General features: G+C 60.7%; 25 protein-coding genes. 16 read left to right on the top strand and 9 right to left on the bottom strand.

Features of this window, described 5'->3' with window-relative positions:
- Positions 1-49: 49 nt before the first annotated feature.
- The 5 genes from ASC90_RS22545 to ASC90_RS22525 all read left to right on the top strand — a co-directional run bounded on the left by ASC90_RS22545 (position 50) and on the right by ASC90_RS22525 (position 4129).
- Positions 50-562, top strand: a complete 513-nt coding sequence (locus ASC90_RS22545; RefSeq protein WP_056545474.1) for a MarR family transcriptional regulator — start codon at positions 50-52, stop codon at positions 560-562.
- 114 nt (positions 563-676) lie between these two features.
- Positions 677-1699 carry a LacI family DNA-binding transcriptional regulator gene (locus ASC90_RS22540; RefSeq protein WP_056545473.1) on the top strand — a complete coding sequence of 341 codons (1023 nt, stop codon included), beginning with the start codon at positions 677-679 and terminating at the stop codon, positions 1697-1699.
- Positions 1700-1717: 18 nt separating this feature from the next.
- Positions 1718-2665 carry a 2-hydroxyacid dehydrogenase gene (locus ASC90_RS22535; RefSeq protein ID WP_056545471.1) on the top strand — a complete coding sequence of 316 codons (948 nt, stop codon included), beginning with the start codon at positions 1718-1720 and terminating at the stop codon, positions 2663-2665.
- 13 nt (positions 2666-2678) lie between these two features.
- Positions 2679-3176, top strand: a complete 498-nt coding sequence (locus ASC90_RS22530; protein ID WP_244480435.1) for a GNAT family N-acetyltransferase — start codon at positions 2679-2681, stop codon at positions 3174-3176.
- A gap of 47 nt (positions 3177-3223) precedes the next feature.
- Positions 3224-4129 carry an adenylate/guanylate cyclase domain-containing protein gene (locus ASC90_RS22525; protein ID WP_056545469.1) on the top strand — a complete coding sequence of 302 codons (906 nt, stop codon included), beginning with the start codon at positions 3224-3226 and terminating at the stop codon, positions 4127-4129.
- A 125-nt stretch (positions 4130-4254) separates the two neighbouring features.
- On the opposite strand, the gene ASC90_RS22520 is transcribed toward ASC90_RS22525, so the two are convergent.
- On the bottom strand, positions 4255-5025 hold the full coding sequence (locus ASC90_RS22520; RefSeq protein WP_056545467.1) for an alpha/beta hydrolase: 771 nt from the start codon (positions 5023-5025) through the stop codon (positions 4255-4257).
- Positions 5026-5193: 168 nt separating this feature from the next.
- Here ASC90_RS22520 and ASC90_RS22515 point away from each other — a divergent pair, with 168 nt between their 5' ends.
- Both ASC90_RS22515 and ASC90_RS22510 read left to right on the top strand, forming a co-directional pair.
- The gene (locus ASC90_RS22515; RefSeq protein WP_056545466.1) at positions 5194-6219 is read left to right on the top strand and encodes an AraC family transcriptional regulator; all 1026 of its coding nucleotides are present in this window, start codon (positions 5194-5196) and stop codon (positions 6217-6219) included.
- A 536-nt stretch (positions 6220-6755) separates the two neighbouring features.
- Positions 6756-7334 (top strand): hypothetical protein, encoded by a 579-nt coding sequence (locus ASC90_RS22510; RefSeq protein ID WP_056545464.1) that lies wholly within the window; start codon positions 6756-6758, stop codon positions 7332-7334.
- Between the two features lie 24 nt (positions 7335-7358).
- Here ASC90_RS22510 and ASC90_RS22505 read toward each other — a convergent pair whose 3' ends face one another.
- The 3 genes from ASC90_RS22505 to ASC90_RS22495 form a co-directional block, all read right to left on the bottom strand.
- The gene (locus ASC90_RS22505; protein WP_056545462.1) at positions 7359-8123 is read right to left on the bottom strand and encodes an SDR family oxidoreductase; all 765 of its coding nucleotides are present in this window, start codon (positions 8121-8123) and stop codon (positions 7359-7361) included.
- A gap of 31 nt (positions 8124-8154) precedes the next feature.
- Positions 8155-8799, bottom strand: a complete 645-nt coding sequence (locus tag ASC90_RS22500; RefSeq protein WP_056545460.1) for a metallophosphoesterase family protein — start codon at positions 8797-8799, stop codon at positions 8155-8157.
- Between the two features lie 147 nt (positions 8800-8946).
- On the bottom strand, positions 8947-9726 hold the full coding sequence (locus ASC90_RS22495; protein WP_056545458.1) for a gamma-glutamyl-gamma-aminobutyrate hydrolase family protein: 780 nt from the start codon (positions 9724-9726) through the stop codon (positions 8947-8949).
- A gap of 293 nt (positions 9727-10019) precedes the next feature.
- On the opposite strand from ASC90_RS22495, the gene ASC90_RS22490 reads away from it, so the two are divergent.
- Together ASC90_RS22490 and ASC90_RS28495 are read left to right on the top strand one after the other, a co-directional pair.
- A complete protein-coding gene (locus ASC90_RS22490) occupies positions 10020-11126 on the top strand; it encodes a TRAP transporter substrate-binding protein (RefSeq protein WP_056545456.1) in 1107 nt (368 codons plus the stop codon).
- A 124-nt stretch (positions 11127-11250) separates the two neighbouring features.
- Positions 11251-11514, top strand: coding sequence for a DUF982 domain-containing protein (locus ASC90_RS28495; RefSeq protein ID WP_082520025.1), 264 nt, complete (start codon positions 11251-11253; stop codon positions 11512-11514).
- A gap of 156 nt (positions 11515-11670) precedes the next feature.
- Here ASC90_RS28495 and ASC90_RS22485 read toward each other — a convergent pair whose 3' ends face one another.
- The 3 genes from ASC90_RS22485 to ASC90_RS22475 form a co-directional block, all read right to left on the bottom strand.
- Positions 11671-12633, bottom strand: coding sequence for a DMT family transporter (locus ASC90_RS22485; RefSeq protein WP_056545454.1), 963 nt, complete (start codon positions 12631-12633; stop codon positions 11671-11673).
- Between the two features lie 161 nt (positions 12634-12794).
- Positions 12795-14321, bottom strand: coding sequence for a TRAP transporter large permease subunit (locus ASC90_RS22480; RefSeq protein WP_056545453.1), 1527 nt, complete (start codon positions 14319-14321; stop codon positions 12795-12797).
- A gap of 21 nt (positions 14322-14342) precedes the next feature.
- Positions 14343-14882 carry a TRAP transporter small permease subunit gene (locus ASC90_RS22475; protein ID WP_056545451.1) on the bottom strand — a complete coding sequence of 180 codons (540 nt, stop codon included), beginning with the start codon at positions 14880-14882 and terminating at the stop codon, positions 14343-14345.
- A gap of 155 nt (positions 14883-15037) precedes the next feature.
- Here ASC90_RS22475 and ASC90_RS22470 point away from each other — a divergent pair, with 155 nt between their 5' ends.
- The 7 genes from ASC90_RS22470 (at position 15038) to ASC90_RS22440 (ending at position 22441) form a co-directional block, all read left to right on the top strand.
- A complete protein-coding gene (locus ASC90_RS22470; protein WP_056545449.1) occupies positions 15038-15553 on the top strand; it encodes a GNAT family N-acetyltransferase in 516 nt (171 codons plus the stop codon).
- 218 nt (positions 15554-15771) lie between these two features.
- Positions 15772-18075 (top strand): EAL domain-containing protein, encoded by a 2304-nt coding sequence (locus tag ASC90_RS22465; RefSeq protein WP_056545448.1) that lies wholly within the window; start codon positions 15772-15774, stop codon positions 18073-18075.
- A 163-nt stretch (positions 18076-18238) separates the two neighbouring features.
- Positions 18239-18994 carry a hypothetical protein gene (locus tag ASC90_RS22460; protein ID WP_056545446.1) on the top strand — a complete coding sequence of 252 codons (756 nt, stop codon included), beginning with the start codon at positions 18239-18241 and terminating at the stop codon, positions 18992-18994.
- 178 nt (positions 18995-19172) lie between these two features.
- Complete coding sequence (locus tag ASC90_RS22455; protein ID WP_056545444.1) at positions 19173-19397, top strand: aa3-type cytochrome c oxidase subunit IV; 225 nt, start codon at positions 19173-19175, stop codon at positions 19395-19397.
- A gap of 95 nt (positions 19398-19492) precedes the next feature.
- On the top strand, positions 19493-20641 hold the full coding sequence (locus tag ASC90_RS22450; protein ID WP_056545442.1) for a Re/Si-specific NAD(P)(+) transhydrogenase subunit alpha: 1149 nt from the start codon (positions 19493-19495) through the stop codon (positions 20639-20641).
- Positions 20641-21039 (top strand): proton-translocating transhydrogenase family protein, encoded by a 399-nt coding sequence (locus ASC90_RS22445; protein ID WP_056545440.1) that lies wholly within the window; start codon positions 20641-20643, stop codon positions 21037-21039. Before ASC90_RS22450 ends, ASC90_RS22445 begins: the two co-directional genes overlap by 1 nt.
- A gap of 7 nt (positions 21040-21046) precedes the next feature.
- Positions 21047-22441, top strand: a complete 1395-nt coding sequence (locus ASC90_RS22440) for an NAD(P)(+) transhydrogenase (Re/Si-specific) subunit beta (protein WP_056545438.1) — start codon at positions 21047-21049, stop codon at positions 22439-22441.
- 90 nt (positions 22442-22531) lie between these two features.
- Here the strand turns inward: ASC90_RS22440 and ASC90_RS22435 are convergent, their stop codons facing one another.
- Both ASC90_RS22435 and ASC90_RS22430 read right to left on the bottom strand, forming a co-directional pair.
- Positions 22532-23014 carry a DUF992 domain-containing protein gene (locus tag ASC90_RS22435; RefSeq protein ID WP_056545436.1) on the bottom strand — a complete coding sequence of 161 codons (483 nt, stop codon included), beginning with the start codon at positions 23012-23014 and terminating at the stop codon, positions 22532-22534.
- A gap of 58 nt (positions 23015-23072) precedes the next feature.
- On the bottom strand, positions 23073-24725 hold the full coding sequence (locus ASC90_RS22430; protein WP_056545434.1) for a sensor histidine kinase: 1653 nt from the start codon (positions 24723-24725) through the stop codon (positions 23073-23075).
- Positions 24726-24779 lie beyond the last annotated feature (54 nt).

Raw genomic sequence — 24779 nt, 5'->3', positions numbered from 1 at the left:
CAATGTCATAACGTAGCGCTCTCAAAGCTTAAAGATCAAAGGGATGGCGATGGGAAAGAAGAGCAAGGACGGGAAGAAGCAGAAATCCAAGAAGAAGGACCACACCGAATACACGGTTGTCGATCTTTCGCCGGCTTTGATCCAGGCTGCCCGGTCCATGCGCACCGTGCTGTCGCGCAACCTTCTCGAGAGCGGCCTCTATGCCGGTCAGGACGGGGTGATCCTTCTGCTCGCCGAAAGTGACGGCATGACCGCCGGCGGTCTCGCCCAGAAACTCGGCGTCAAGGCGCCGACAATGACCCGCACCATCGGACGGATGGAGGCGCAGGGCTTCCTCGAGCGCAAGGCGGATGCCGACGATGCGCGGCTGACCAAGGTCTATCTCACCGAATTGGGGCGTGGCAGCGTCCAGGCGATCGAGATGGCCGCTTCAGCCTGCGACCGGCTGGCAACGCAGGAGTTTTCAGAAAAGGAAATCCGCAATCTCGTCCGCCTGCTGAAGGCGATGGACGGCAACCTTCAGGCAGAGGCCATTCAACTCGAAGAACCCGACGAAATCTGACGGATTTGTGAAATTACGAATTGCCTCCCTGCGTTTAATCTTTTAATTAAACATTTTAATGCGTCTGGTTTTTCCATGGCCGGGTGAAGACTGCGCGTTGCCTGGGGAGGACACGTGGCTCAGAAGATCAAGCTTTCTACCATTGCCGAAACACTCGGTATTTCCACAGCAACCGTATCCCTGGCCTTACGCGACAGCCCGCTCGTTGCCGGTGCTACGCGTGACAAGATCAAGGAGCAGGCGCGCGCCCTCGGTTATATCTATAATCGCCGCGCCGCCAGCCTTCGGACCTCCCGATCAGGCATTATCGGCGTCGTCGTGCACGACATCATGAACCCGTTCTACGGGGAAATCCTCAAGGCCATCGAGAGCGAGCTCGACCGCAGCCGACACACCTTCATTCTGTCCAATCACTACGACTCCGTCGAAAAGCAGCGGACGTTCATCGAGACGCTGCTGCAGCTCGGCGGCGACGGCGTTATCATGTCGCCGGCAATCGGCACGCCTCCCGAGGACATGCAGCTTGCCGAGGATAACGGCATGCCGGCGATCCTGGTCGCGCGCTCGCTGGAGGGCTCGGACTTGCCGACCTTTCGTGGCGACGACAGCTACGGCATCTCGCTTGCGACCAATCACCTGATCGGGCTCGGCCATCGTTCCATTGCGATGATCGGCGGGACCGATCAGACCTCGACCGGTCGCGATCGTTACCAGGGTTACGTAAACGCACTGCGCAAGGCAGAGATCGAAGTCGATCCGGGGCTGCGCCTTCCCGGCCCGCGCTCGATGCAGGGCGGCTTCGAGGCCGCGGTGCATTTCCTGTCATTGCCGCAGAAACCCACGGCGGCAGTGTGCTGGAACGATCTGGTGGCGATCGGCCTGATGAATGGCATCGCCCGCGCCGGCCTGGTGCCGGGCACCGATATTTCCGTCACCGGCTACGATGACCTCGAGGAAGCCTCGATCTCGATGCCGGCGCTGACAACCGTCTGGAACGGTCAGGCCGAGGTCGGGCGGCTTGCTGCCCGCGCCCTGCTCGACCGCCTGGCCGGCAGTCACGAGCCCGACGGTATCCATCTCATCAAGCCCGAGATGCGCATCCGCCAATCCACCAGCCCCTATAGGGCACGCCTGTAGATCACAGAGGAAATGCCCATGTCCCGCATCGCTATTCTCGTCCCGGGGAAGATACACGAGCGCGTTCTCGCGCGCCTGAAGGAAACCTTCGATGTCATCCAGGCCGACGTCTCGACGCTCGATGCCGAGACCGCCGGGCGTATTCGCGGTGTAGCGGTTTCCGGTGGGTTTGGCGCGGCGGCGATCGACGCGTTGCCGAACGTCGAGGTGATTTCGAGCTTCGGGGTAGGCTATGACGGAGTCGATGCCAAGCATGCGGCGTCCACCGGGATCGTCGTCACCAACACGCCCGACGTGCTCAACGACGAAGTCGCGGACACCGCGATCGGTTTGCTTCTCAACGCGATCCGAGAGCTTCCGCGCGCAGAAAACTGGCTGCGTGCCGGTAACTGGAAGCCGGGGCAGAATTATCCGCTGTCGCGGTTTTCGCTCAAGGGGCGGCACGTCGGCATCTATGGCCTTGGCCGCATCGGCCAGGAGATCGCCCTGCGGCTGGAACCCTTTAAGGTGAAGGTCAGTTATCACACCCGGTCGCGCAACGCCGATGTGTCTTACGACTACTACCCAACACTCAAGGATCTCGCCGAAGCCGTCGATACGCTGATCGCCATCGTTCCGAAGACGCCGCAGACCCACAAGACGATCAATGCCGATATTCTCGCGGCACTGGGTCCTGAGGGCGTCTTCATCAACGTCGGGCGCGGATGGTCGGTGGATCAGGATGCGCTTGTCGCGGCGTTGGCCTCCGGCGTCCTCGGCGCCGCGGGCCTCGATGTTTTCTACGACGAGCCGAACATCCCGCCAGCGCTTTTGGCGCTGCCGAATGCAGTCCTCTTGCCGCACATCGCCTCGGGCTCGGTGCCGACACGCAATGCGATGGCGGACCTCGTCGTGGATAACCTCACAGAATGGTTTGCAAAGGGAAGGGCATTGACGCCAGTTCCGGAAACGCCGGTCAAGACGTAGAGCGGAGGGATGCGTGAACAGCGATGATGGCAGGCATTCCAGAACCGCGTTCACCATCAGGCCGTATTCTCCAGCGGACTCCGAGGCTACCGTCGAGATCTTCCTGAGGGCGATCCGGGAAGTTGCATCGAAGGACTACAGTCCGGCGCAGGTGGATGCATGGGCGACGGTCGAGGACCATCGTGCCTGGGCCGCACGGCGATCGAGCAGGCCGACCTGGATCGTCGAGAACAAGACCGGGCCGGTGGGCTTCGCTGATCTGGAGCCCAAGGGGAACCTGGACATGATGTTCGTGTGTCCTGACCATCAAGGCGTCGGCGCCGCCACTTTGCTTCTGGCCAAGGTGGAGGCAGCAGCAAAGGAGAAAGGTCTCTCGCGCCTGTCGACCGACGCGAGCCTGACCGCCCGGCTGTTCTTTGAGGGACGGGGCTTTGTCGTCCTGGCGCGCCAGATCGTTGAAAAGCGCGGGCAGGTATTGCAGAACTTTCGTATGGAGAAATTTCTGCGTTAGATTGCTGCTGGTAGGCAGATGGGTTCTCGGGCCGGGGGCGAGGGATCATGAATGAAACGCAGCGGAAGCTGACGACCATCTTCTCGGCCGATGTTCAGGACTATACCCGCCTGATGGGAGCCGACGAGGAGGGCACGCTTGCGACGCTGAAGCGCTATCGCGATGCGATGTCGCGGCTGATCGCTTCGCATGGCGGACGGGTGATCAACACATGGGGCGATGGATTGATCGCCGAGTTCCCGAGCGTTGTCGAGGCGGTGCGTACGGCGGTGGACGTCCAGAACGAGCTTGCCGGCCTCAATGCCACGCGACCCACGGATGGGCGCATGCTGTTCCGGATCGGGATCAATCTCGGGGATGTGATCGTCGATGGCGACGACATTTATGGCGACGGCGTCAATATTGCGGCGCGGCTGCAGGCGTCGGCGCCTGCCGGAGGGGTCGTCATATCGAACACTGTCTACGATCAAGTGCGCAACAAGGTAGCCGTGAGCTTCGATTTCCTCGGACCTCTGACGGTAAAGAATGTCACAGACGCGGTGCCGAGCTATGCCGTGCGCATCGGCGAGAACATTGACGGTTTGCCGCCGCCGCCGACCGAGGTGCCGCGTGCCGCCGCTGCGGTGGCAGGCGTCGCGCAGCAACCTGCCCGGGGCAGGCGCAGGAAACTTGGTCTCCTAGCCGTGGTTACGCTTACCCTTGTCGCTATCAACGCCCTGTCCTGGGAAGGGGAGTTCTGGGCAGCGTGGCCGCTGCTCGTGCTTGCGGTTCTCTCGGGGATCGGCTGGGCTCGAAGCCAGGCGCGCATCGACAAACGCATTGCCTCGCTCGCCGTCGTCGCACTGGGATTCGTCGGCATCAACCTTCTGTCATGGCACGGGATCTTCTGGGCGATCTGGCCGGTTCTCGCCATTGCCGTTGTGGCCGGCATTCGATGGGCAATGCGCAGCTAGCCTCAGGACCTATTGTCCGGGATTGAAGGCTTTCGCACCGGGGGAACCGGTCTTGCGGTCGATGCGGTAATTGCCGGAACGCCGACGACGCTATCGGTAACCGACAGCGTCGCAATGCGGTGGGCCTATTTCGCGCCCGCAGCGGATTCGATGACCGCAGCCACCTCTTCGGCGTGCGACGCCAGCGAGGCATGACTGCCATCGACGGTCGTGACCTTGGCTTTCATCCGTTCGGCAAAGAAGGCCTGAGCGTGCGGATCAAGGAGTTGGTCCTGTGCACTAAGGACGTACCAGCTCGGCTTGACATGCCATGCGGCGATCTTGGTGACCTCATCGAAGGCGGTGTGATTGAGCGGCATCTGATGGGCTGCGAGATACTCCCCGACATCCTCGGGCAGGTCGGGCGCCACCGCCGCCGGGAAGACTGCCGGGTCGATGGTCAGATAGCCCTTGGCGTCGGCCCGGATCGCCTTGACGCCCGCGGTCGCCGGTCCGCTTGCCGCCAGGGCCGAAACCGTTTCACCCTTGTCAGGCGCGAAGGCCGAGACATAGACCAGCGACGAGACCTTGGCATTGACGCCGGCTTCGCCGATCACCACGCCACCCCAGGAATGACCAACCAGAACGGTCGGCCCATCCTGCGCATCCAGTACAGCATTCGTGGCGGCCACATCGTCGGCAAGCGAGGTCAGCGGATTCTTGACGGCGGTCACGTTATAGCCCTTGGCCGTGAGAATATCGGCGACGCCGTTCCAGCTGGTCTCGTCGACGAAGGCGCCGTGAACCAGCACGATGTTCTTGACGACGCCGGCGGGAAGCGTCGGCTGGGCGGAAGCTGGCGCAGCACCGAAAACGGCGGTGGACAGCATGAGGGCGGAGAAAAAGAGGTTTTTCATCTGAGGCTCCATGGGGTTGTATTGGCAGCGGGTTGATTTCGGCTTGGATAATCTGCAATATTCCGGCCAAGCAGCCGTTCTGACAGAGCCATCCGACAATCGTTCATAAGCATCTGTATGTTCAGCATTTTATTCGCTGAACACACCCTAGAGATAGGATTTTCAGCGATGGCCCGCCATGATCCGAACCCCGCAAGTCATGCTCCATCGTCCGGAAATGTGGCGATGCTTGCGGCTCGAGTCGATCTCTTGTCGCAGATGCTGACGCTGATCAGGCTTGAGGGCGAGCTGGTGTTCTCGGCGGAGCTGACCTGCCCTTGGGCGTTGCGCTTCGAGCCCGGATCGGCCTATTTTTTTGTCGTTCTCGAGGGCGAGCTGACCGTTCTGGCCGCTGACGGGCCACCGGTCCGCGCCGTGACCGGTGATCTGGTCATGCTGCCGCGCGGCGTCGGGCATCTCCTGAACGACGGCGGCGGTTCAGCCGCGGCGGCGGTGAGCGAACTGATGAAGGAGCAATTTACGGCCGAGCGCCTGAGCGTGCGGCACGGCGGCGATGGTGTCCGAACCAAACTTATCGCGGGGGCCTTTCATTTCGAGAACGAGTCCATGCCATGGGCCGTCTCATCGCTGCCGGCGGTGATCCACATTCCAAAAGCGGGCGGCCAGACGGCAAGGTGGGTGGAGGGTCTCGCGCATTTCATGATGGTCGAGGCGCAGGAGGTCCATCCCGGGTCGTCGATCATGATCTCGCGGCTCATCGACGTGCTGGTGATCCGCATCTTGCGCACCTGGGTGCAGACGGAAAAAGCGGGTGATACCGGCTGGCTGGGGGCGCTGGCCGATCCGCGCATCAGCCGAGCGCTGAAAGCCATTCACGACGAGCCGTTCCGACGCTGGAGCGTGGTCGAGCTTGCGCATGTGGCGTGCATGTCGCGCTCGAGCTTTGCCGAACGGTTCTCCGCGTTGGTCAAGGAAGCGCCGCTTTCATATCAGAGCCGGTGGCGGCTGACCCTCGCGCTCGGCATGTTGCGCCAGGCCGATTCAAGGGTCAGCGACGTGGCGCGACAGGTCGGCTACTTTTCCGACGCGGCATTCAGCAGGGCCTTCAAAGCACAGTTCGGCATTTCTCCAGTGCATGCCAGGCTGGCCACTCCGCCGGAGCTGCAACCGAGCCACGGTCCATCTGAGAGCTAGGCTTCTGAGGCAAGACGGCGCACTGTCCTTTTCCGGCGCCGGCCAGTGGTCCGCCTGTGCGAAAAGGTAAACGGTACCTGCCGATCAAGGCCGGTGCGCAATCGCCTTGGGTCGGGTATAACAGGCATAGAACGATGATCATCGGGACGGTGTATGTTCGGCTCGGCGCCAACTTATCGCGCAGCCTCCGAAGGAGACCTTCAAATGCGTCATATTCGTACATCTGTACTGGCTGGTGCGCTTGTCGGCCTTGCAATGATCGCAACGGGCTGCACTTCGACCAGCTATAAAGCGGATCCGAATTTTCAACTGAACACGGCTTGCGCCCTCGGATTCAATAACGATCGCCCATGTAGTTATTAAGAAGAACGAGCGGAGCGAGAGAGCACAACGGAGACTGTCTGGCCGATCCGCGATCTGTTGGTGAAGGGCGAACGCGCAAAACGGCAGCTCGATCCGCCGAAAATGATGGTTCCCGGCGTGCGGACGATCGATGCACCGGAAGGTTCGCGCGAAGCCGCGGAGGAACGACGACGATGATGCGCCATTTGCGGATATTCGCTGCGTTGCTGTCTCTGTCGCTCATCAGCGCCGGGCTGACCGACGATGGGCGCTGGTATGCGGGGGATTATTCCTTCTCCGATGAACTTGGCGGTTTCCGCATCCTGTCCGTCAAAGGCTCCGGTACACGGGCCGATCCGATCGAGATCAGTGAGGAACTCGACTTGGCCACCCCAGTCACTTTGGTAATCAGGGCTGCAAGGCCAGAGCAGTCGCAGAGGTTTCCAGGCGGCGCATTCCACGTGCGGGTTATCGCTGTGAACAAGAGCGGATTGGCCTGGATCGGGTTCGAATTCGAGCTGCAGGAGACACGCGGCAAACCGAGCGACTTCGGTGACGGCCTCTCATTCGGTCAGACCAATCCCAATCCGGATTACATTTCGTCCGATCGGTTTTCCCGTTTCGAAAGTCACTTCGAGAGCTTTGACAGACTGGCTTTCGAAAGCGGCCACGCCGATCCGCTCGATCGGACCGCATTCGGTTTTTTCGTCACCGACGTTACGCCGGTCGCCGAGTTCTATCTGGTGCAGGATCCGCTAATCCCTTCTTCGTGAGCGGCGAGACGGTCCGAACCACTATCAAAGCGAGGTGGAGATGCCGCCGTCCACGTAGAGGGTGTGTCCGTTGACGAAAGAGGACGCGTCGCTCGCAAGGAAAACGGCTGCGCCGATGAGTTCGTCCACTTCGCCCCAGCGGGCGGCGGGCGTACGCTGTTCCAGCCAATGCGAAAAATCCGCGTTGTCGACGAGCGCCTGGTTGAGCGGCGTCTTGAAATACCCCGGTGCAATGGCGTTTATCTGCAACCCATGCTTCGCCCAATCGGCACACATGCCGCGTGTCAGGTTCTTCACCGCGCCCTTGGTGGCCGTGTATGGCGCGATGCCGGGGCGGGCGAGCTCGCTCTGCACCGAGGCAATATTGATGATTTTTCCCTTGCCGCGCTTGATCATGTGGCGGGCAACGGCCTGCCCCACGAGAAACACGCTTGTGATGTTGGTTGCCAGAAGTTGCTCCCACTTCGAGACCGGAAAATCCTCCAGCGGTGTGCGGAACTGCATTCCGGCATTGTTGACGAGGATGTCGATCGGCCCGACATCGTCTTCCGTCCGCGCGACGGCCGTTGCAACCGCAGCAGCATCTGTAACATCGAAAGCGGCGGTTGAAACGTCATGGCCGAGGTCGCGCAGGCGCGCACCGGCTTCTTCGAGCCTTTCCGGATCGCGGCCGTTCAGGACAATCGAGGCGCCGTGTTCAGCAAGCCCCTTGGCCATCGCATAGCCGATGCCTTGCGTCGAACCGGTAACCAGTGCACGCCGGCCCTTGAGATCGAAGAGTGAGTTCATGAAATTCCTCCGCGCCTTGCGCGATCGTTGACTAGGCGCGCACCTCAAGGAATTCGATCGGTCCGCCCGGGACACTATCATCGAATACTGCGCAGGAGAGTTTGCCGCCGAACACGCAGGCGCTGTCGATATTGGTGCGGTCGCCGACCGTGACCGGGTTCTTGGGCGAGGGTGTGTGCCCATGACAGAGGTGCTTGCCCCAGTAGGTGCCGGAATGGTCCGGCTCTACGCGCGTCCACATCATATCCCGGGGTTTCTGGTCCTCAAGATAGACACCTTCCCTGACCCCCGCATGCACGAAGATCCGGTAATCGTCTATATGGATGAGCGGAAGATCTCGTGCCCAATGCAGATGTGCTTCAGGTATCTCGGAGCCATAGGACTGCAGGGTCTGGGCTCCGCCGTTTTCGAGCCACCAGGATTCGTCGCATTCGCCGTTGCTTGCCCGAACCATCATGTCTTCGTGGTTGCCTTTGAGCGCCAGCCATCGCCAGCCGGGTGACTTCGAACCGGCGATCAGTCTGGCAACGACGGCCCGGCTATCTGGCCCCCGGTCCACATAGTCGCCAAGAAAGACGACGGTGCCGCCGGATGCGTAGGCGTCAATGCGATCAAGCAGGCGGTTCAGCGGTTCGATACAGCCGTGGATATCGCCGATGGCGAAGGTGTGGCTCATGCTATCGCTCCTTCGCCGGAAACCGAGGCTTTACCCCGCGAACACCTGGGATCGGTGACGCGGCAACCGGGGCCGGCATGCGCATTTCGTCATGACGAAGTGATCCGCGATCGCCCCGAAAAATGCAAGCGCATTGCAGGCCATCGGTCAGGCAAATGCCTGTGTCCGGACCCGCGGCGATCTGCCTGCCGCATAATCGCGGACCGCATCGCCAAAGGCGGCGAAGATCTGGTTGGAAGGCTTGTCTGTCTCCGCCCAATATTCGGGATGCCATTGCACGCCGACAGCGAAAGCGGCGGCGTCGATGACCGAGACCGCCTCGACAGTCCAGTCTTCGGCCACGGCTTCAACTTGCAACCGAGGCGCCGTTTGCGCGATCGCCTGGCGGTGCAGGGAATTCACCTGCACTTCACCGGTGCCGATGATTCCGGCGATGCAGGAGCCCTCCCGGACGAAGACGCTCTGCCGGATCGCGTACATTCCGTCGCGGTCGACGTCGGCGGGCTTGCGGTGGTCCCAGATGCCGGGCTGTTCCTGGATCTCGCTGGCAAGCGTGCCGCCGAGCGCAACGTTCAGTTCCTGAATGCCGCGGCAAATGGCCAGCAGCGGTATCGCACGGTCAATCGCGCGCCGGATCAACGGCAGGCTGGTTGCATCGCGGGCGACGTCGAATGGGCCATCCGCTTCCGTTGCCTGGTTGCCGTACAAGGCGGGGTGCACGTTGCTTGCCGAGCCGGAGACCAGCACGCCGTCGACCCGATCGAGGATCGCGTCGGTATCGTAGCCTTCCTCGAAGGCGGGAACGATAAGGGCCATAACGCCGGCGGCGTTCAGCGCCGCGCGCAGATATTGATGCTGAACGGCGTGCCAGGTAGCGCCATCGAAGGCGCGGATATCGGCGGGGATGGCGACGATCGGCTTTGTCATGTCTGTTCCGAAATCTGTGCGAGCTTCTATTCTGAGAGACCAGAACGAGTTAGAAGTCAACGTTTCGGTGCAATCGTGGGCGGAATTGCGGCGAGGTTCTGTCCGTCGGTCGGGTCCACTTCCCTAAGACGCTGATTTTGATGGAAATGCTCCTGCCACCATATTGGCGTCTTGATGCCAAAGACTAATGGCATGACGCTTGAAACGGGTGCGTCCGCGTGCTTAGCTCCACCTAATCTGCGGGGTAGGGACGAGGGTTTTGCCGCGCAGCGCCATCTATTGGGAGGTTTTTGATGGATCGTCGTTCGTTCATAAAGAAGGCAGGAACTGCAGGTGCAGGTGCGGTTGCGGCAACGGCGTTGGCGGCCCCCGCCATCGCACAGGAAAATCCGAAGATAGCATGGCGCATGACGTCGTCGTTTCCGAAGAGCCTCGATACCATCTATGGCGGTGCGGAGGATATCTCCAAGCATATTGCTGCCGCTACGGACGGAAATTTCACCATCCAGCCCTTTGCCGCCGGCGAAATTATTCCGGGCCTGCAGGCCGCAGACGCGGTGAGCGCCGGTACGGTCGAGGCAGCGCATACCTGTTCCTATTATTTCGTCGGCAAGGATCCGACCTATGCGATCGGCACGGCGATCCCCTTCGGTCTCAACGGCCGCCTGACCAATGCCTGGTTCTACCAGGGCAACGGCAATACGCTGATGAACGAATTCTATGCCACGCAGGGCATCTACGGTCTGCCGGCTGGCAACACCGGCGCTCAGATGGGTGGCTGGTTCCGCAAGGAAATCAACACGCTGGACGACCTCAAGGGCGTCAAGATGCGCATTGCCGGCCTTGCCGGACAGGTTATCAGCAAGGTTGGCGTCATCCCGCAGCAGATCGCCGGTGGCGACATCTATCCGGCGCTGGAAAAGGGTACCATCGATGCGTCGGAATTCGTCGGTCCCTATGACGACCTGAAGCTCGGGCTTCACAAGGTTGCCAAGTACTATTACTATCCGGGCTGGTGGGAAGGTGGCCCAACCGTCCACGCCTTCTTCAATCTGGAGAAGTGGAACAGCCTGCCGAAACACTACCAGGCAGCGCTGAACGATGCCTGCGCCTTTGCCAACACCAACATGCTGGCAAAGTATGACATCAAGAACCCGCCGGCGTTGAAGCAGTTGGTGGCCGAAGGCGCCACGCTGCGTCCCTTCAGCCAGGAGATCATGGAAGCGTGCTTCCAGGCATCTCTGTCGATCTACGGCGAGATCTCGGCGTCCAATCCGTATTTCAAGAAGATCTACGAGGACCAGACGGCGTTCAAGCGCGATGCGTATCTCTGGATGCAGCTGTCGGAATACACCTTCGACACCTTCATGATGATCCAGCAGCGGGCGGGCAAGATCTAAGCGGCTTGGGTGCGGGGCGACCGGCACGTTGTGCCGTGCTGCTCCTCACCCCACCCCTCATTGAGGGCGAGAGCACAACTGAATTCGACGACGAAGCCGGGTGGCCGAGGCGGCCACCCTACGAATGGTGGCGGACATGGATCAGCCGAACAGCCCTGGACCGTGGAACGAGTGCGTGCTTGCGAGGACGGGCGCATCAGGCGGCCTCGAATTCGTCGGGACGACGAGACGAGCGGCCGCATTGCTCGCCAATAAATGGCCGAGCGATGGACCGGCGTTTAGAACTGCAGTGCAAACCTGCAACGACGTCTTGCGGAGTTGGTTACCCACCTATCTGGCTCGAATTTCATTTGAAGAGGCCGTCAGGGAAGCGAGCTTGTCGCCGTGAATCAAGCGGACGATGCACGCAAGTTGCGCGATGAAGCGGCAGACCCTCCAGCGTGCCCGGCCTCGACGAGTGCCTTTCCCGACCGAGAAAAAGTGACGGCAGCAGGACGAAGATACGGCCGGCTCCAGCCACCCAACGGGAAAGCCCCAGACGCCGTCAGCCTTTTGCCGTCACCTTCGGCTTCAGCAGAATGGTCAGAAGCAACCCGGCAATGATGAGTGCCGCACCCTCGAGGTGATAAGTCTGCAGCTGCTCGCCGAGGATCAGATAGGCGAGTACCGCGATAAAGATCGTCTGGACGTACAGCAGCATGCCGGCCCGGCCCGCACCCAGGGCCTCGATGCTGCGATTGAAGAGGTAGTACATAACCGCTCCGCCTGGGATTGCGACATAGGCGAGGGCGATCAACCCACGGCGGTTGAGTGTCGAGCGCTCGTCGGAGAAAAGCTCAAACGGGTAGAAGGGAAGCGCCGTCAGCACCGCCGCACCGAGCAGCAACACCAGGAGCGAAAGGCGGTTCGCGTCGAATTTTGCCCGGCGGAGCAACACCGTATAAAGGCCGAAACAGAACGCTCCGGCGACGATCCACAGTTCACCGGGATTGAGATCGAGACGCATCAGTGCGGTCGGGCTTCCCTTGACGATGATAACTACGATCCCGAGAAAGGCCGCGATCGAACCGATCACCTGCCAGCGTCCCATCGGCTCAGCCAAAATCAAACGGGCGAGGATCATCGTGATAATCGGGATCAAGGCGATGATGATGCCGGCGGTGGTGGCATCGGCATGTTCGAGGCCGACAAAAATCATGCCTTGGCAGATCGCTAGCCCGATACCGCCAATGGCGAGCAGTTCGAGGCCGCGCGTACGCATCAGAGCGATCATGTCGCCGAAATGCCGGTGCACGATCGGCATCAGGATCGCCCAGGCGATCAGGACGCGCCAGAAGCAGAGCGCCCAGGGCGGCATCTCGGCGGAGACCCATTTCGCAGCGATGTAGACACCGGCCGATAGGAGCCAGCACAGAACTCCCACGGAATAGGCGGCCGCAAGCGAATTGCCCGCCGCCTGTTCCGTCCCGACCGTGTCGCGATGGACCGCCAAGACATTGATTGCCATGGCTCAGTTATGCCACAGTTCCTTGGTCATGCACAGCCGCCCGGATTGACCTTGGGAGCCTTCGGACGCAGGTTCGCGAACCGGGGAGGTGGCCGCTCGAAGCGTTGGCTGGAAGCCAGCCGGCGAGCCCACAGGTGTCTCTCGGCGACTTTTCGGCATTTCTATTTGATCTCCGGTGGCTTGCTCAGGTCCGGCGGTGCCGACGCGGGCGGTTGCTCGGGCAACCCGTTCATCGGCGGTAGGGTGAGGCCGGGGATTTGCGGCGAGGCACCGCCCGGCGCGCTCATGGGCGGCAGTGACAAGCCGTTGTTGCCGAAGCCGGGGACTTCGATCTTGATTGAGTTCGGATCGACCTGCGGACCCTTGTCGAGCCAGTAGGTGACCGATTGCGGCCAGAAGATCACGATCGCGACGAGGATCAGCTGCATCCCGACCCAGGGCAGGGCGCCCATGTAGATGTCGGAGGTCTTGACGTCCCGGCTAGCAATCGAACGCAGATAGAACAGTGCGAAGCCGAAGGGCGGGTGCATGAAGCTCGTCTGCATGTTGACGCAGATCAGAACGCCGAACCAGATGAGATCGATGCCGAGTGCGGATGCCACCGGCGCCAGCATCGGAATGACGATGAAGGCGATCTCGAAGAAATCGAGGAAGAAGGCCAGCACGAAGATGAAGATATTGACGAAGATCAGGAAGCCGACCGGGCCGCCGGGAATTCCGGACAGCATGTGCTCGATCCAGCGTGATCCATCCATGCCCTGAAAGACGAGGCTGAAGCAGGTCGAGCCGATCAGGATCATCACCACCATGGAGGTGATGTGCATGGTCGAGCGCATCGCTTGCTGCACAAGCGGCCAGGTCAGGCGACGATTCATCGCGGCAAGTACCATGGCGCCGACGACGCCCAGCGCGCCAGCCTCCGTGGGGGTCGCAAGGCCCATGAAGATCGTGCCGAGCACGAGGAAGATCAGCACGATCGACGGCACCATGCCCGCCAGTACCCGGAACAGAAGCGCCCAGGTGAAGTCGCCGCGCACGTCCTTGGGCAGCGGCGGCACCGAGCTCGGCTTCACGATCGACAGGGTGAGGATGTAGAGCATGAAGATCGCGACCTGCAGGATCGATGGCCCGATCGCGCCGAGGTACATGTCCCCGACCGATTTGCCGAGCTGGTCGGCAAGCACAACGAGCACCAGCGAGGGCGGAATGACCTGGGTGATCGTGCCCGAGGCAGCGATGACGCCGGTTGCCAGCCTCGGGCTGTAGCCGTAGCGCAGCATGATCGGCAATGAGATCACACCCATGGTGATGACAGAGGCAGCGACTGTGCCGGTGATGGCGCCGAGAACGGCACCCACCAGAATGACCGCATAGGCGAGGCCGCCGGGGATGCGACCGAAAAGCTTGCCCATTCCTTCGAGCAGATCCTCCGCAAGGCCGCATCGCTCGAGAATCGCGCCCATGAAGGTGAAGAAGGGAATGGCAAGCAGCAGATCGTTTGAGACGATGCCGAAGAACCGCAGCGGCAGGGCTTGCAGGAAGGCTTCGCTGAAATGGCCGGTGGCAATGCCAATAATCGCAAAGAACAGGCCGACGGCGGCGAGCGAGAAGGCGACCGGGAAGCCGTAGAGCATGAAGATAACCATGCCCACGAACATTGCCGGCGGAATGATACCGAAATCAAACAAAGGGTTTCCTCCGGGGGCGGCTTACTGAAGCGGCTTTTCGTATGTCGAGTCGATCTGGATATGGCCGGTCAGCGCCGCGATCCGCTTGATCAACTCCGAGATGCCTTGCAGGGTGAGAAGACCGAAACCCAGGAGAAGGATGAGCTTGACGGGCCAGCGGATCAGGCCGCCGGCATTGGCCGATACTTCCTGCTGCTGGAATGACAGCAGGAAGAATGGCCAGCAGAGCCACGTCAGGAAGATGCAGGCCGGGATGAGGAAGACGACGAGGCCCACGGTGTCGATCCAGATCTTCGCCCTGTTCGACACGGCCCCGTAAATCAGGTCGACGCGCACGTGTTCGTTCATGCGCAGCGTATGGGCGGCCCCGAGCAAGACGACGAAGGCAAAGAGATACCATTGGATCTCGAGCCAGCCGTTCGAACTGTAGTTGAACGAATATCGGATCAGCGCGTTGGCGGCGCTGATCAGGCAGCAGAACAGCACCATGTATTCGGACAGCTTGCCCATGAATTGGCTGACCGCATCGATCAACCGGCTGACGGTCAGAAATACCGGCATGCCTTTCCCCCGTATTGTCGCGTCTTTGCGGCGCGTTTTGCTTTGCAACCGGTGTAGACTAGGGGTTTTCAAATTGAAAGGATAATGGCTCCGCCTTGGATTATAGTCTTATATGCGGGGGACAGGTGGAGACTCCGAAGGGGGGCCGGATAGCAATGGTGACCATTATTTCGGTAACCACGGATGAGCATTATCGGCATTTCGCGTCGATGGTTCGCGAATATGTGGAGTGGTCCCGCGAGCGTTATTCCGAACTCGGCTGGTTTGTCGACGCTGTGTTCGGGACGCAGTTGCTTGAACAGGAGTTGGCCGCGCTTTCGTCATCATATGGATCGCCGCGCGGGCGTGCGTTTCTTGCCCTGGCGGATGGTGCAGTCGTCGGATGCGGCGCCTTCCGCAGGCAGTCCGATACGATATGCGAGATGAAGCGGCTGTTCGTGCGAAAGGCTGGCCATGGGCGCGGCACCGGAAGACACCTTTGCTCGACATTGATCGATGCCGCGCGCGGCGACGGCTTTCGACTGATGCGCCTCGATACTGCGGCACTTTTCATCGAAGCGATCTCGCTTTACCGATCCGTCGGCTTTGGCAACTGTTCGCCTTACCATCAGTATCCGGCCGATCTCATGCCGCATATCGTCTTCATGGACATGCCGCTGCGACCCTTATGACATGTAAAGATTATCCGATCCGCTGTTCGCGGTTGCCTGCCGGAAACAACCCATGGATGTCGAAAAACGTAGGAAAGGCTTCCTGTCAGGCTGCATAAGCCCTTATAATTCTTCAAATTCATCCCTGGGTTTTAGAAAATTACACCAAATGTATGGTTTGCCTGAAATCAATTTTTAAAGGGTTGGCGTTAAGGTTTCGCCGCACAGGGAAAGTATGGATGAAGCCACATAACCCGACAAGGGTCCCTACCGACGTTTATCTGTCGTTTGTCAGTTCCCTCTTCGGGAATCGCATGACTCTCGTCGCGGGCGTCGTCGTGCATGTGGTTGCCTTCCTTGCCGTCGCGGCAAAGGCCGGTTCTCCGTTCTATGTTTTTCTCTCGATCTGCTTTCTCGCTGTCTTTGCCGGCCGGATGGTCACATTCCGCATGTTCGACAGGGTCGACAAGCGGAACCTGACGCGCGAACGGATCGAACACTGGGAAACGGTCTACGTCATTGGAGCGGCCTCCACGGCCGGGATTCTCGGTATCGGCAGCGGCTATGCCATCTTCATGCTGCAGGACCCGTTTGCCGAACTCGCCTGTATCGCAGTTACCATGGCATCCATGGTTTCCGTCGTCGGCCGCAACTACGGTTCGCAGAAGGCGATAGATCTGCAGACGCTTGCCTGTTGCCTGCCGATGATCATCTGCAGCCTGATGGCGCTGGATCTCTATCGCGCGGTGTTGTCGGCGTTCTTGATTCCCTTCGGCCTCACCACGCGGGCAATGGCGAACGGCGTGCGCGAGTTTCTCTATGAGAATGTCATCGCACACCGGCAGATCTCGCTGATCGCCGACCGCTTCGATACCGCCCTCAACAACATGCCGCACGGGCTGGTGATGGTCGATCCGGACAATCGCATCCAGGTCATCAATCGCAAGGCGTGCGACCTGCTGAAGATAGGGGATCCCGAGCGGCTCAAGGATCGCGATCTCGGCGCCGTGCTGCGCTACGGCGCGCGCTACAGTTTTATGGATTCGACCCAGCCGGAGCTGATCTTGCGCCAGATGACGCACGTGGCCGAAGGGAAACTCTCGCGAACGCTCATTCACTTTCCGGAGGATCTGTCGCTCGAGTTTTCCGCCAGCCGTCGTGCAGATGGCGGTGCGGTGCTGATTTTCGAAGATGTATCGAGCCGCGTGAAGGCCGAGCAGAAGATCCTGCACATGGTCCGTTTCGATTCGCTGACCGGGCTTCCAAACCGCGACTACTTCAGCCATCTCGTTCAGGACTATCTGACCCGTCATCCAAAGAGACGCGGCCCGGTCGGCTTTATGGTCCTCGATATCGACGAGTTCAAGCATGTCAACGACATGCGCGGTCACATCACGGGCGACCGCCTGCTTTGCGCGATTGCCGCGCGAGTGGAAGAGGAGGCAGGCAAGGCCATTGTCGGCCGGTTGATGGGCGACCAGTTCATTCTGTTCTTCCCCCATGCGAAAGACATGACCGCGCTGGATGCCGAAATCCGCCGCGTGCATGAAGCGATACAGGGCAACTACGAAGCAGACGACGTGACGTTCCTCGTTTCGCTGAGCGCGGGTTTTGCGCTTCTGGAGAGCGACGCTTTCGCGATGGAGGAGTGGAGCATCAAGGCCGATCTCGCCCTTTCCGAAAGCAAGTCCAAGGAGCGCGGCGGCATTTCGGGCTTCGAGCGGGAGATGGATGGCCGCTATATCGAACAGCAGAAGCTGAAGGCGGACCTGCGCGAGGCAGTAAGCAGCAAGGGCCTGAGCGTCGCCTACCAGCCCATGTTCAAGGCCGACGGCTCGCGGATCGAATGCGCGGAAGCATTGTCGCGGTGGGTTCATCGCGAGAAGGGCGCCATTCCACCGGATGTCTTCATCAGGCTCGCGGAGGAGATGGGGATCATCTCCGACATCACCCGCTTCATTCTGATGAAGGCCTGCGCGGACTGCATGACCTGGCCCGAGCACATTGCGGTTTCGGTCAATCTCTCCGCCCGCGATCTGCGCGATGCGGACATTCTTGCCGTCGTGTCGGAAGCACTTCAGGCATCCAGGCTCGCGCCCTCCAGGCTGCATCTGGAAATCACCGAAAGCTGCCTGATCGACGAGCCGGCTGCCGTGCGCGCAATCCTTGCGGAACTGCGTGCCCGCGGGATCACGATCGCCATCGACGACTTCGGCACCGGCTTCTCGAGCCTCAGTTACCTCGACACGCTGCCGCTCGATATCGTCAAGATCGATCGTTCGTTCCTGCGCAACATTGTCGAGGACGGACGTCGCCTGAAGCTGTTGCGCGGCACCGTCAACCTTGCGCGCGAGCTCGGTCTGAAGATCGTGACCGAAGGCGTCGAGACGATGGAGCAGTTGGCCCTTCTCAACAAGTACAAGGCGACGGATCTCGTGCAGGGCTATGTCTTCTCACCGGCCGTACCGTCGCAGAACATCGCCATCCTGTCGCAGAGCCTCGCAGGCCGCACTCCGCCCCGCCGTCGACCGAAGGTTGCGTAGTTCCCAAGCCGTCGACTTGCCGTTCAATGGGCCGCGATCGACCCTGCGAAAACTTCCGATCATTAACCTTAACAACTAAAATCCAAGGCAAATTTTCTAATCGTCTTGCCCTCCCGCCGGTTTCATATGATTAATGAATCGTTAACAAGCGGGCCGGGAAACAATGGCGGACAACCCTTTAAAGACGAGTGATTTCAGCACTAAAATTCTCGAAATAATGGATCACGTGGAATACCGTCGGATCGAGAACGGCGAAGACATGGAAGCGGTGGAACGCCTGCGCTACAAGGCCTACAAGGCTCGCGAAGTCCTGCCTGTTGCCGCCAAAAGCATGATTGACGAGGAGGATTTCGACAGTCAGGCCTATGTTTTCGGGCTGTATTATTATGAACAGCTCGTCAGCACGATTCGCATCCACCACGTGACGCCGGATCACCGCGTTTCCCAGTCCGGCGGAATTTTTCCGGTCGAAATGGATGCATTCCTGGATGCCGGCCTCAGCCTGATCGACCCAGCCCGATTTGCGGTCGACCCGGAACTCAGTGGCGAGATGCCGTGGATTCCCTATCTCACGCTGCGTCCGAACATCGTCGCCGCTGCTCATTTTCGCGCGGACCGTGTGATGCAGCACGTACGCCCAGCGCATGCGGCTTTCTACAAGCGAGTCTTTTATGCGGATACGGTCGTCGAAAGCCGAATGACCGAGACCTACGGGTTTGACCTGACGCTGATGGCAACCAATGTCATCGAGGTGGGGCGCAAGCTTCTGACGCGCTATCCGTTCTTCATCTCCAGCGCCAGCGAGCAGCGCATGATGTATTCGCGCAGCGATCCGTCGGATACCCTGCCACCGCTCACCATCATCCCGACCGCGCGGTTCGTGCCCGTGGGGCAGCTTGGAACCGACCTGCCGCTTTGATCTGATTGCCGATTCTGGCACGAGAACGCCGCCGGGCCGCGGCGTTCTCGTGCATTGCGCTTTTGCCAGCGTTTGTGTAAGCCTCCTGAGGGAATTCCCATCGTGGGATCGAGGGAATCACGGCAGTCGAACGGCCGCATATCAAGCCGGCCGGGCATTTATGAGGGAGACGAAAATCATGGCCGAGCACCACACCGGGCCTGCCGAAGTTGGCGCGCAGATGGACTACAAGGAACATGAACATACGTACAACATGTTCCTGGCGGCCGCGAAATACGGCACGCTTTTCCTGGTGGCGCTGCTGTTCGGCATGGCTGCAGGTTTCTTCGCCGGTGCCGGGCTGCTCGGCGGCCTCGTCGTTCTCCTCATTATCTTTATCGCCGGTCTCGTCCTGCTTCGCTGAGCGAACGCGAAAGACGGTTTTCAAAAGCTTTTGAATGAACGCTTGAGCGAGCAGGGAGATCTGCTGCGGTCTTGCTGACCCGGAGGAGGGGGCGGTTGGGCAATATTGTTTTCGTGGCCAAGGAAACCACGGGAAACGAGACGCGCGTTGCCGCGTCCGTTGAAACCGTGAAGAAGATGAGGAGCTTTGGTCTCGACGTTATCGTCGAGACGGATGCCGGCAAGCTTTCCCGCATACCGGACAGCGAATACCAGGCGGTCGGCGCACGGATCGGACCTGTCGATGCCGCTGCATCTGCCGATATCGTGCTGAAGGTGCGGCGTCCGACCGAGGCAGAGATATCAGCCTACAGGAGCGGCGCCGTCGTCATCGCCATCATGGACCCCTATGGGAACGACGAGCCGATCGCCGGCATGGCGAAGGCCGGTCTATCCACCTTCGCGATGGAACTGATGCCGCGCATTACCCGCGCGCAATCGATGGACGTCCTGTCCTCGCAAGCCAACCTCGCCGGTTATCAGGCCGTTATCGAGGCGGCCGTGGTCTACGACCGCGCCATGCCTATGATGATGACAGCCGCCGGCACCGTTCCGGCCGCCAAGGTCTTCGTGATGGGCGCCGGCGTCGCTGGCCTTCAGGCGATTGCCACCGCAAGGCGTCTCGGCGCTGCGGTTTCGGCGACCGACGTTCGTCCCGCCGCCAAGGAACAGGTCGCCTCGCTCGGCGCGAAGTTCATCGCCGTGGAGGACGACGAGTTCAGGGCGGCCGAGACCGCGGGCGGTTATGCGAAGGAAATGTCCGGCGAATATCAAGCCAAGCAGGCGGCACTTGTGGCCGAACATATCGCCAAGCAGGACATCGTGATCACCACGGCCTTGATCCCGGGGCGCCCGGCGCCCAGGCTGGTGTCGCGTGACATGCTGAAGTCGATGAAGCCGGGCGCCGTCGCCGTAGATCTGGCGGTCGAACGCGGCGGCAACATCGAGGGTGTCAAGCCCGGCAAGGTGGCCGATGTCGATGGTGTCCGCGTGATCGGTTTCGCCAATATGGCTGGCCGGATCGCGGCGAGCGCATCTGCGCTTTATGCCAAGAACATAGTCACCTTTTTGGAGACCATGATCGACAAGGAAACGAAGGCGATCATGGTCAACCTCGACGACGAGCTCATCAAGGCGACGATCCTGACCCATGCCGGCGCGGTCGTGCATCCGGCGTTCGGCGGCGCCAGCAAGGGGGACAACTGATGGCCAGTGAAGCAATGGACAAGGCGCTCGACCAGCTGGACCAGGCCGTCAGTGCCGTGGTCGCTGCCGCCGCGAACGCCCCGGAGGCAGCGAGCGTTGCGACAGGCGGCGTGATCGATCCCTTCGTCTTCCAGTTCGCGATCTTCGTGCTGGCGATCTTCGTCGGGTACTACGTCGTCTGGTCGGTCACGCCGGCGCTGCATACGCCGCTGATGGCCGTCACCAACGCGATTTCCTCGGTCATCGTCGTCGGCGCGCTGCTTGCCGTCGGCATCTCCACGAGCGGCCTGGCAACCGGCTTTGGCTTCGTCGCGCTGGTGCTCGTGTCGGTGAACATATTCGGCGGCTTCCTTGTCACCCAGCGCATGCTGGCGATGTACAAAAAGAAGGACAGGTGAGGACCGCATGCACAGTATCGCAGCTCTACTCTATCTTGTTTCCGGTGTGCTCTTCATCCTGGCGCTTCGCGGCCTGTCTCATCCCTCCACCAGCCGCAAGGGCAACCTCTACGGCATGGTCGGCATGGGGATTGCCATCCTCACGACGCTGGTGCTGGCCACGCCATCCCTTTTCGGCTTCGCGCTGATTGTCCTCGGTCTTGCGATCGGGGGAGGTGCGGGCGCCTATATCGCTCGTGTCATCCCGATGACCTCGATGCCGCAGCTGGTGGCAGGCTTCCATTCGCTGGTTGGCCTCGCGGCCGTGCTGGTCGCGGCCTCGGCTCTCTACACGCCGCTTTCCTTTGGCATCGGCAATGTCGGTTCGATCCACGCGGAAGCACGTGTCGAGATGGCGATAGGTGCGGCGATCGGCGCGCTCACCTTCACCGGTTCGATCATCGCCTTCCTCAAGCTCGACGGACGCATGTCCGGCAAGCCGATCATGCTGCCCTTCCGGCACTTCATCAATGCCGCGCTCCTGGTGCTGATCGTCCTGTTTGTGATCGGCCTTGCGGTGACTGAAAGCCACTTCGATTTCTGGGCGATCATCGCCCTGTCGCTGGTGCTTGGCGTGTTGCTGATCGTGCCGATCGGCGGTGCCGACATGCCGGTGGTGGTCTCGATGCTGAACTCCTATTCGGGCTGGGCGGCCGCAGGCATCGGCTTCACGCTCGGCAATCTGGCGCTGATCATCACCGGCGCCCTGGTCGGTTCATCCGGCGCGATCCTGTCCTACATCATGTGCAAGGGCATGAACCGCTCCTTCGTCTCGGTCATCCTCGGCGGCTTCGGCGGCGAGACGGTCTCAGGCGGGGCCGACAATTCGGACAAGACCGTGAAGCTGGGTTCGGCGGAGGATGCCGCCTATCTGATGGCCAATGCGTCGAAGGTCATCATCGTTCCCGGCTACGGCATGGCCGTTGCGCAGGCGCAGCACGCGCTTCGCGAACTGGCCGACAATCTGAAGAAGAACGGCGTCGAAGTGAAATATGCGATCCATCCTGTCGCCGGCCGCATGCCGGGTCACATGAACGTCCTGCTGGCCGAGGCGAACGTCCCCTACGACGAGGTCTTCGAGCTCGAAGACATCAACTCGGAGTTCGCCCAGGCGGACGTCGCATACGTCATCGGCGCCAACGACGTCACCAACCCGGCGGCGCGCGACGACAAGACCTCGCCGATCTACGGCATGCCGATCCTCGACGTCGACAAGGCCAAGACCTGCATCTTCGTGAAGCGATCGCTTGGCTCCGGCTATGCCGGCATCGACAACACGCTGTTTTACAAGGATGGCACGATGATGCTGCTCGGCGATGCCAAGAAGGTAACGGAAGAAATCAACAAGGCGATAAACCACTGACGTATCGGCGATCGCCCGCATCGAGCGGCTCCATGGCGCAAAGAAAAGGCCCGCCTGAGGCGAGCCTTTTCCGTCGGGCGCGAGCTGGTCTCAGATCGCGGCCGGCGCCAGCGTCATTTTCTCGACGCCTACCGCCAGATTGAGGCCCTCCTGGGCCTGCAGGTTCAGAGGCTGCAGCATGAAGGATTTGTTTGTGCCGCCGGCAATGACTTTGGCCCCACCACCCGCGCCAATGCTCGCGTCGGCGCCGATGCCGTAATATTCGCCGGCCAGCGCGTAATCGGGGATATTCGTGCCTGTCTTTGCCAGCACCTGCCAGATCATCACGCTCTTGCCGGTCTCGCCAAGATCAAGCCCAAACTTTTGTATCTTCCCGGCGTAAACCACCTTCGGCCCACCTGCCGCGGAGGTGAAGGTGCAGGACAGATTCTTTTGCGATGTCACGATAAGCCCCTGGCCGCCATCCGACCCGCAGACAAGTCGGCCGAGCGTGATATAGTCTGCCGCTCCGACAGGGCTCGCCAGAGCCGCCGTTGTTGCCGCTGCCGCGGCGATCATCGTTTTCCTGAACATAGTGCTCTCCTTTCGAATACCTTTCGAAACGGACGGTCACTGCGATTGTTCCAGTGCTCTATGCGCGTTCCAGGATCCGACGTGGCGCGGTGAGCACCCAATAGAGCCCGCCGGGTCGGAAATCGACCTGGACGTTTCCGCTGAAGGCCGCTGCGGCATGATACTTGATCACGGTGGTGCCGAAGCCGGCGCGGAGCGGTTCTATCACCGCCGGACCGTCATGTTCTTCCCATGTGATCCGGAGCATTGTCTCGACGTGTCCTTCTTCCTGCACGTTGCACCAACTGAAGAGCACGCGGCCTTGCGGCACCGATAGCGCGCCGTACTTGACCGAGTTGGTCGCCAGCTCATGCAGCGCCAGGCCGAGATTCTGAACGGCATCAGGCTTGAGCGTAAAATCGTTACCACTGATCTCGATCTGCTCGGCCGCCTGAGGGAAGGATTCAAAATGCGTGCTGATCACACGCCGAAACGAGGCGCCTGCCCATTGCTCGCTGGTCAGAAGATCGATCGAACGCGACAAACCGTCTAGCCGGTCAGCGACAGCGGCCTGAAATTCCTCGACCGTTCGGCTCTGCTTTACGAGCTGACGCGTCATCGCCTGTGCGAGTGTCAGCAGGTTCTTGGTTCTATGTACCAGTTCGTTCATGACGAAATGCAGGCGGTCCTCGGTCTGGCTGCGGTCGAAGGAGGCGTTCGAAAGGGCGACCGCCACCTGGTTAGCCTCGATGACACTGGTCTCGATCGGGGCAACGATATGGCCTTCGCCCATCCTGTTCGCCATATCCGCAATGGAGCGGATGGTGGTGCGGACTTGTCGCGCCACCGCGTAGGCCGCGAGGATCGCCACGAGCATCAGGGCAATGCCGCCGATGATCAGGAAGCGCCACGTTGTTAGAATCGATGCCTGCGCATTGGCGACCGGCCCCCAGATGACGGCTTTCCAGGACCACCCCGGGATCTGCGCGTAGCCCAGCATGGCGTTGGGAAGAGCCGTCCGGTTTTCGTAGACACCGCTCGAATCGACAAGCGTTGGCAGGATGCGCGGATCGAATGCCTCGCCAAATCCGATACTGGTGGCGCCGGCAGAGGCGACGACATGGCCGCTCTGGTCGATGATGGCCGCCGACCAGCCCATCGGAAGGCTGTCGATCGTCACAAGCCTTACAAGATCCTTGGCGCTTTGCGTCACGATCAGCGCTTTGACGCGCACGAGGTCGAGTGGCATTGTGACGTTGTAGACCCATTCGCCGCTGGTCCTGCCCATGAACACATCCGATGCCTCAATACGGCCGGATCGGAATGCCGATTCAACCGCGGACATGTTTCCCGCCTTGCCCAGAGGGGTGCCGTAATCGACTCGGGTGTTGACAAGCTGCTGGCCCGTCCCATCGACCGCGATGATGTACAACGTGTTTGCCCGCAGAGCCGTCGCCGTACGCTCGTGGAAGGAAGCAAAGTCATTGTTTTCCAGTTCGGGCGACGTGGAAAGCAACCTCAAGGTTGTGGCCATGTCCTGAAGCTGGCGATCGACGGAGCGGGCAAGCGCCGTGGCATCCTGCGCTGTTTCACGCTTGAGTATGGACCGTTGATTGTCCTCGAGCTGCGCCAGCAGAAGTGCCACCAAGGCGAAAATCGGCAGGGCTATCGCCACCGCCATCGCGATCAGATAGGTGCCGATCGATGCCTTCGGGAACAGCCGAAACCTCATGGGCGCGTGTTTCGCACACGCGCGCCACCGCTTAAGCCGGCGCGATTACAACCA

The organism is Rhizobium sp. Root1220, assembly GCF_001426265.1.
In the GTDB taxonomy this organism is placed as follows: Bacteria; Pseudomonadota; Alphaproteobacteria; order Rhizobiales; family Rhizobiaceae; genus Rhizobium.
This window is presented reverse-complemented; position numbering and strand designations above follow the sequence as displayed.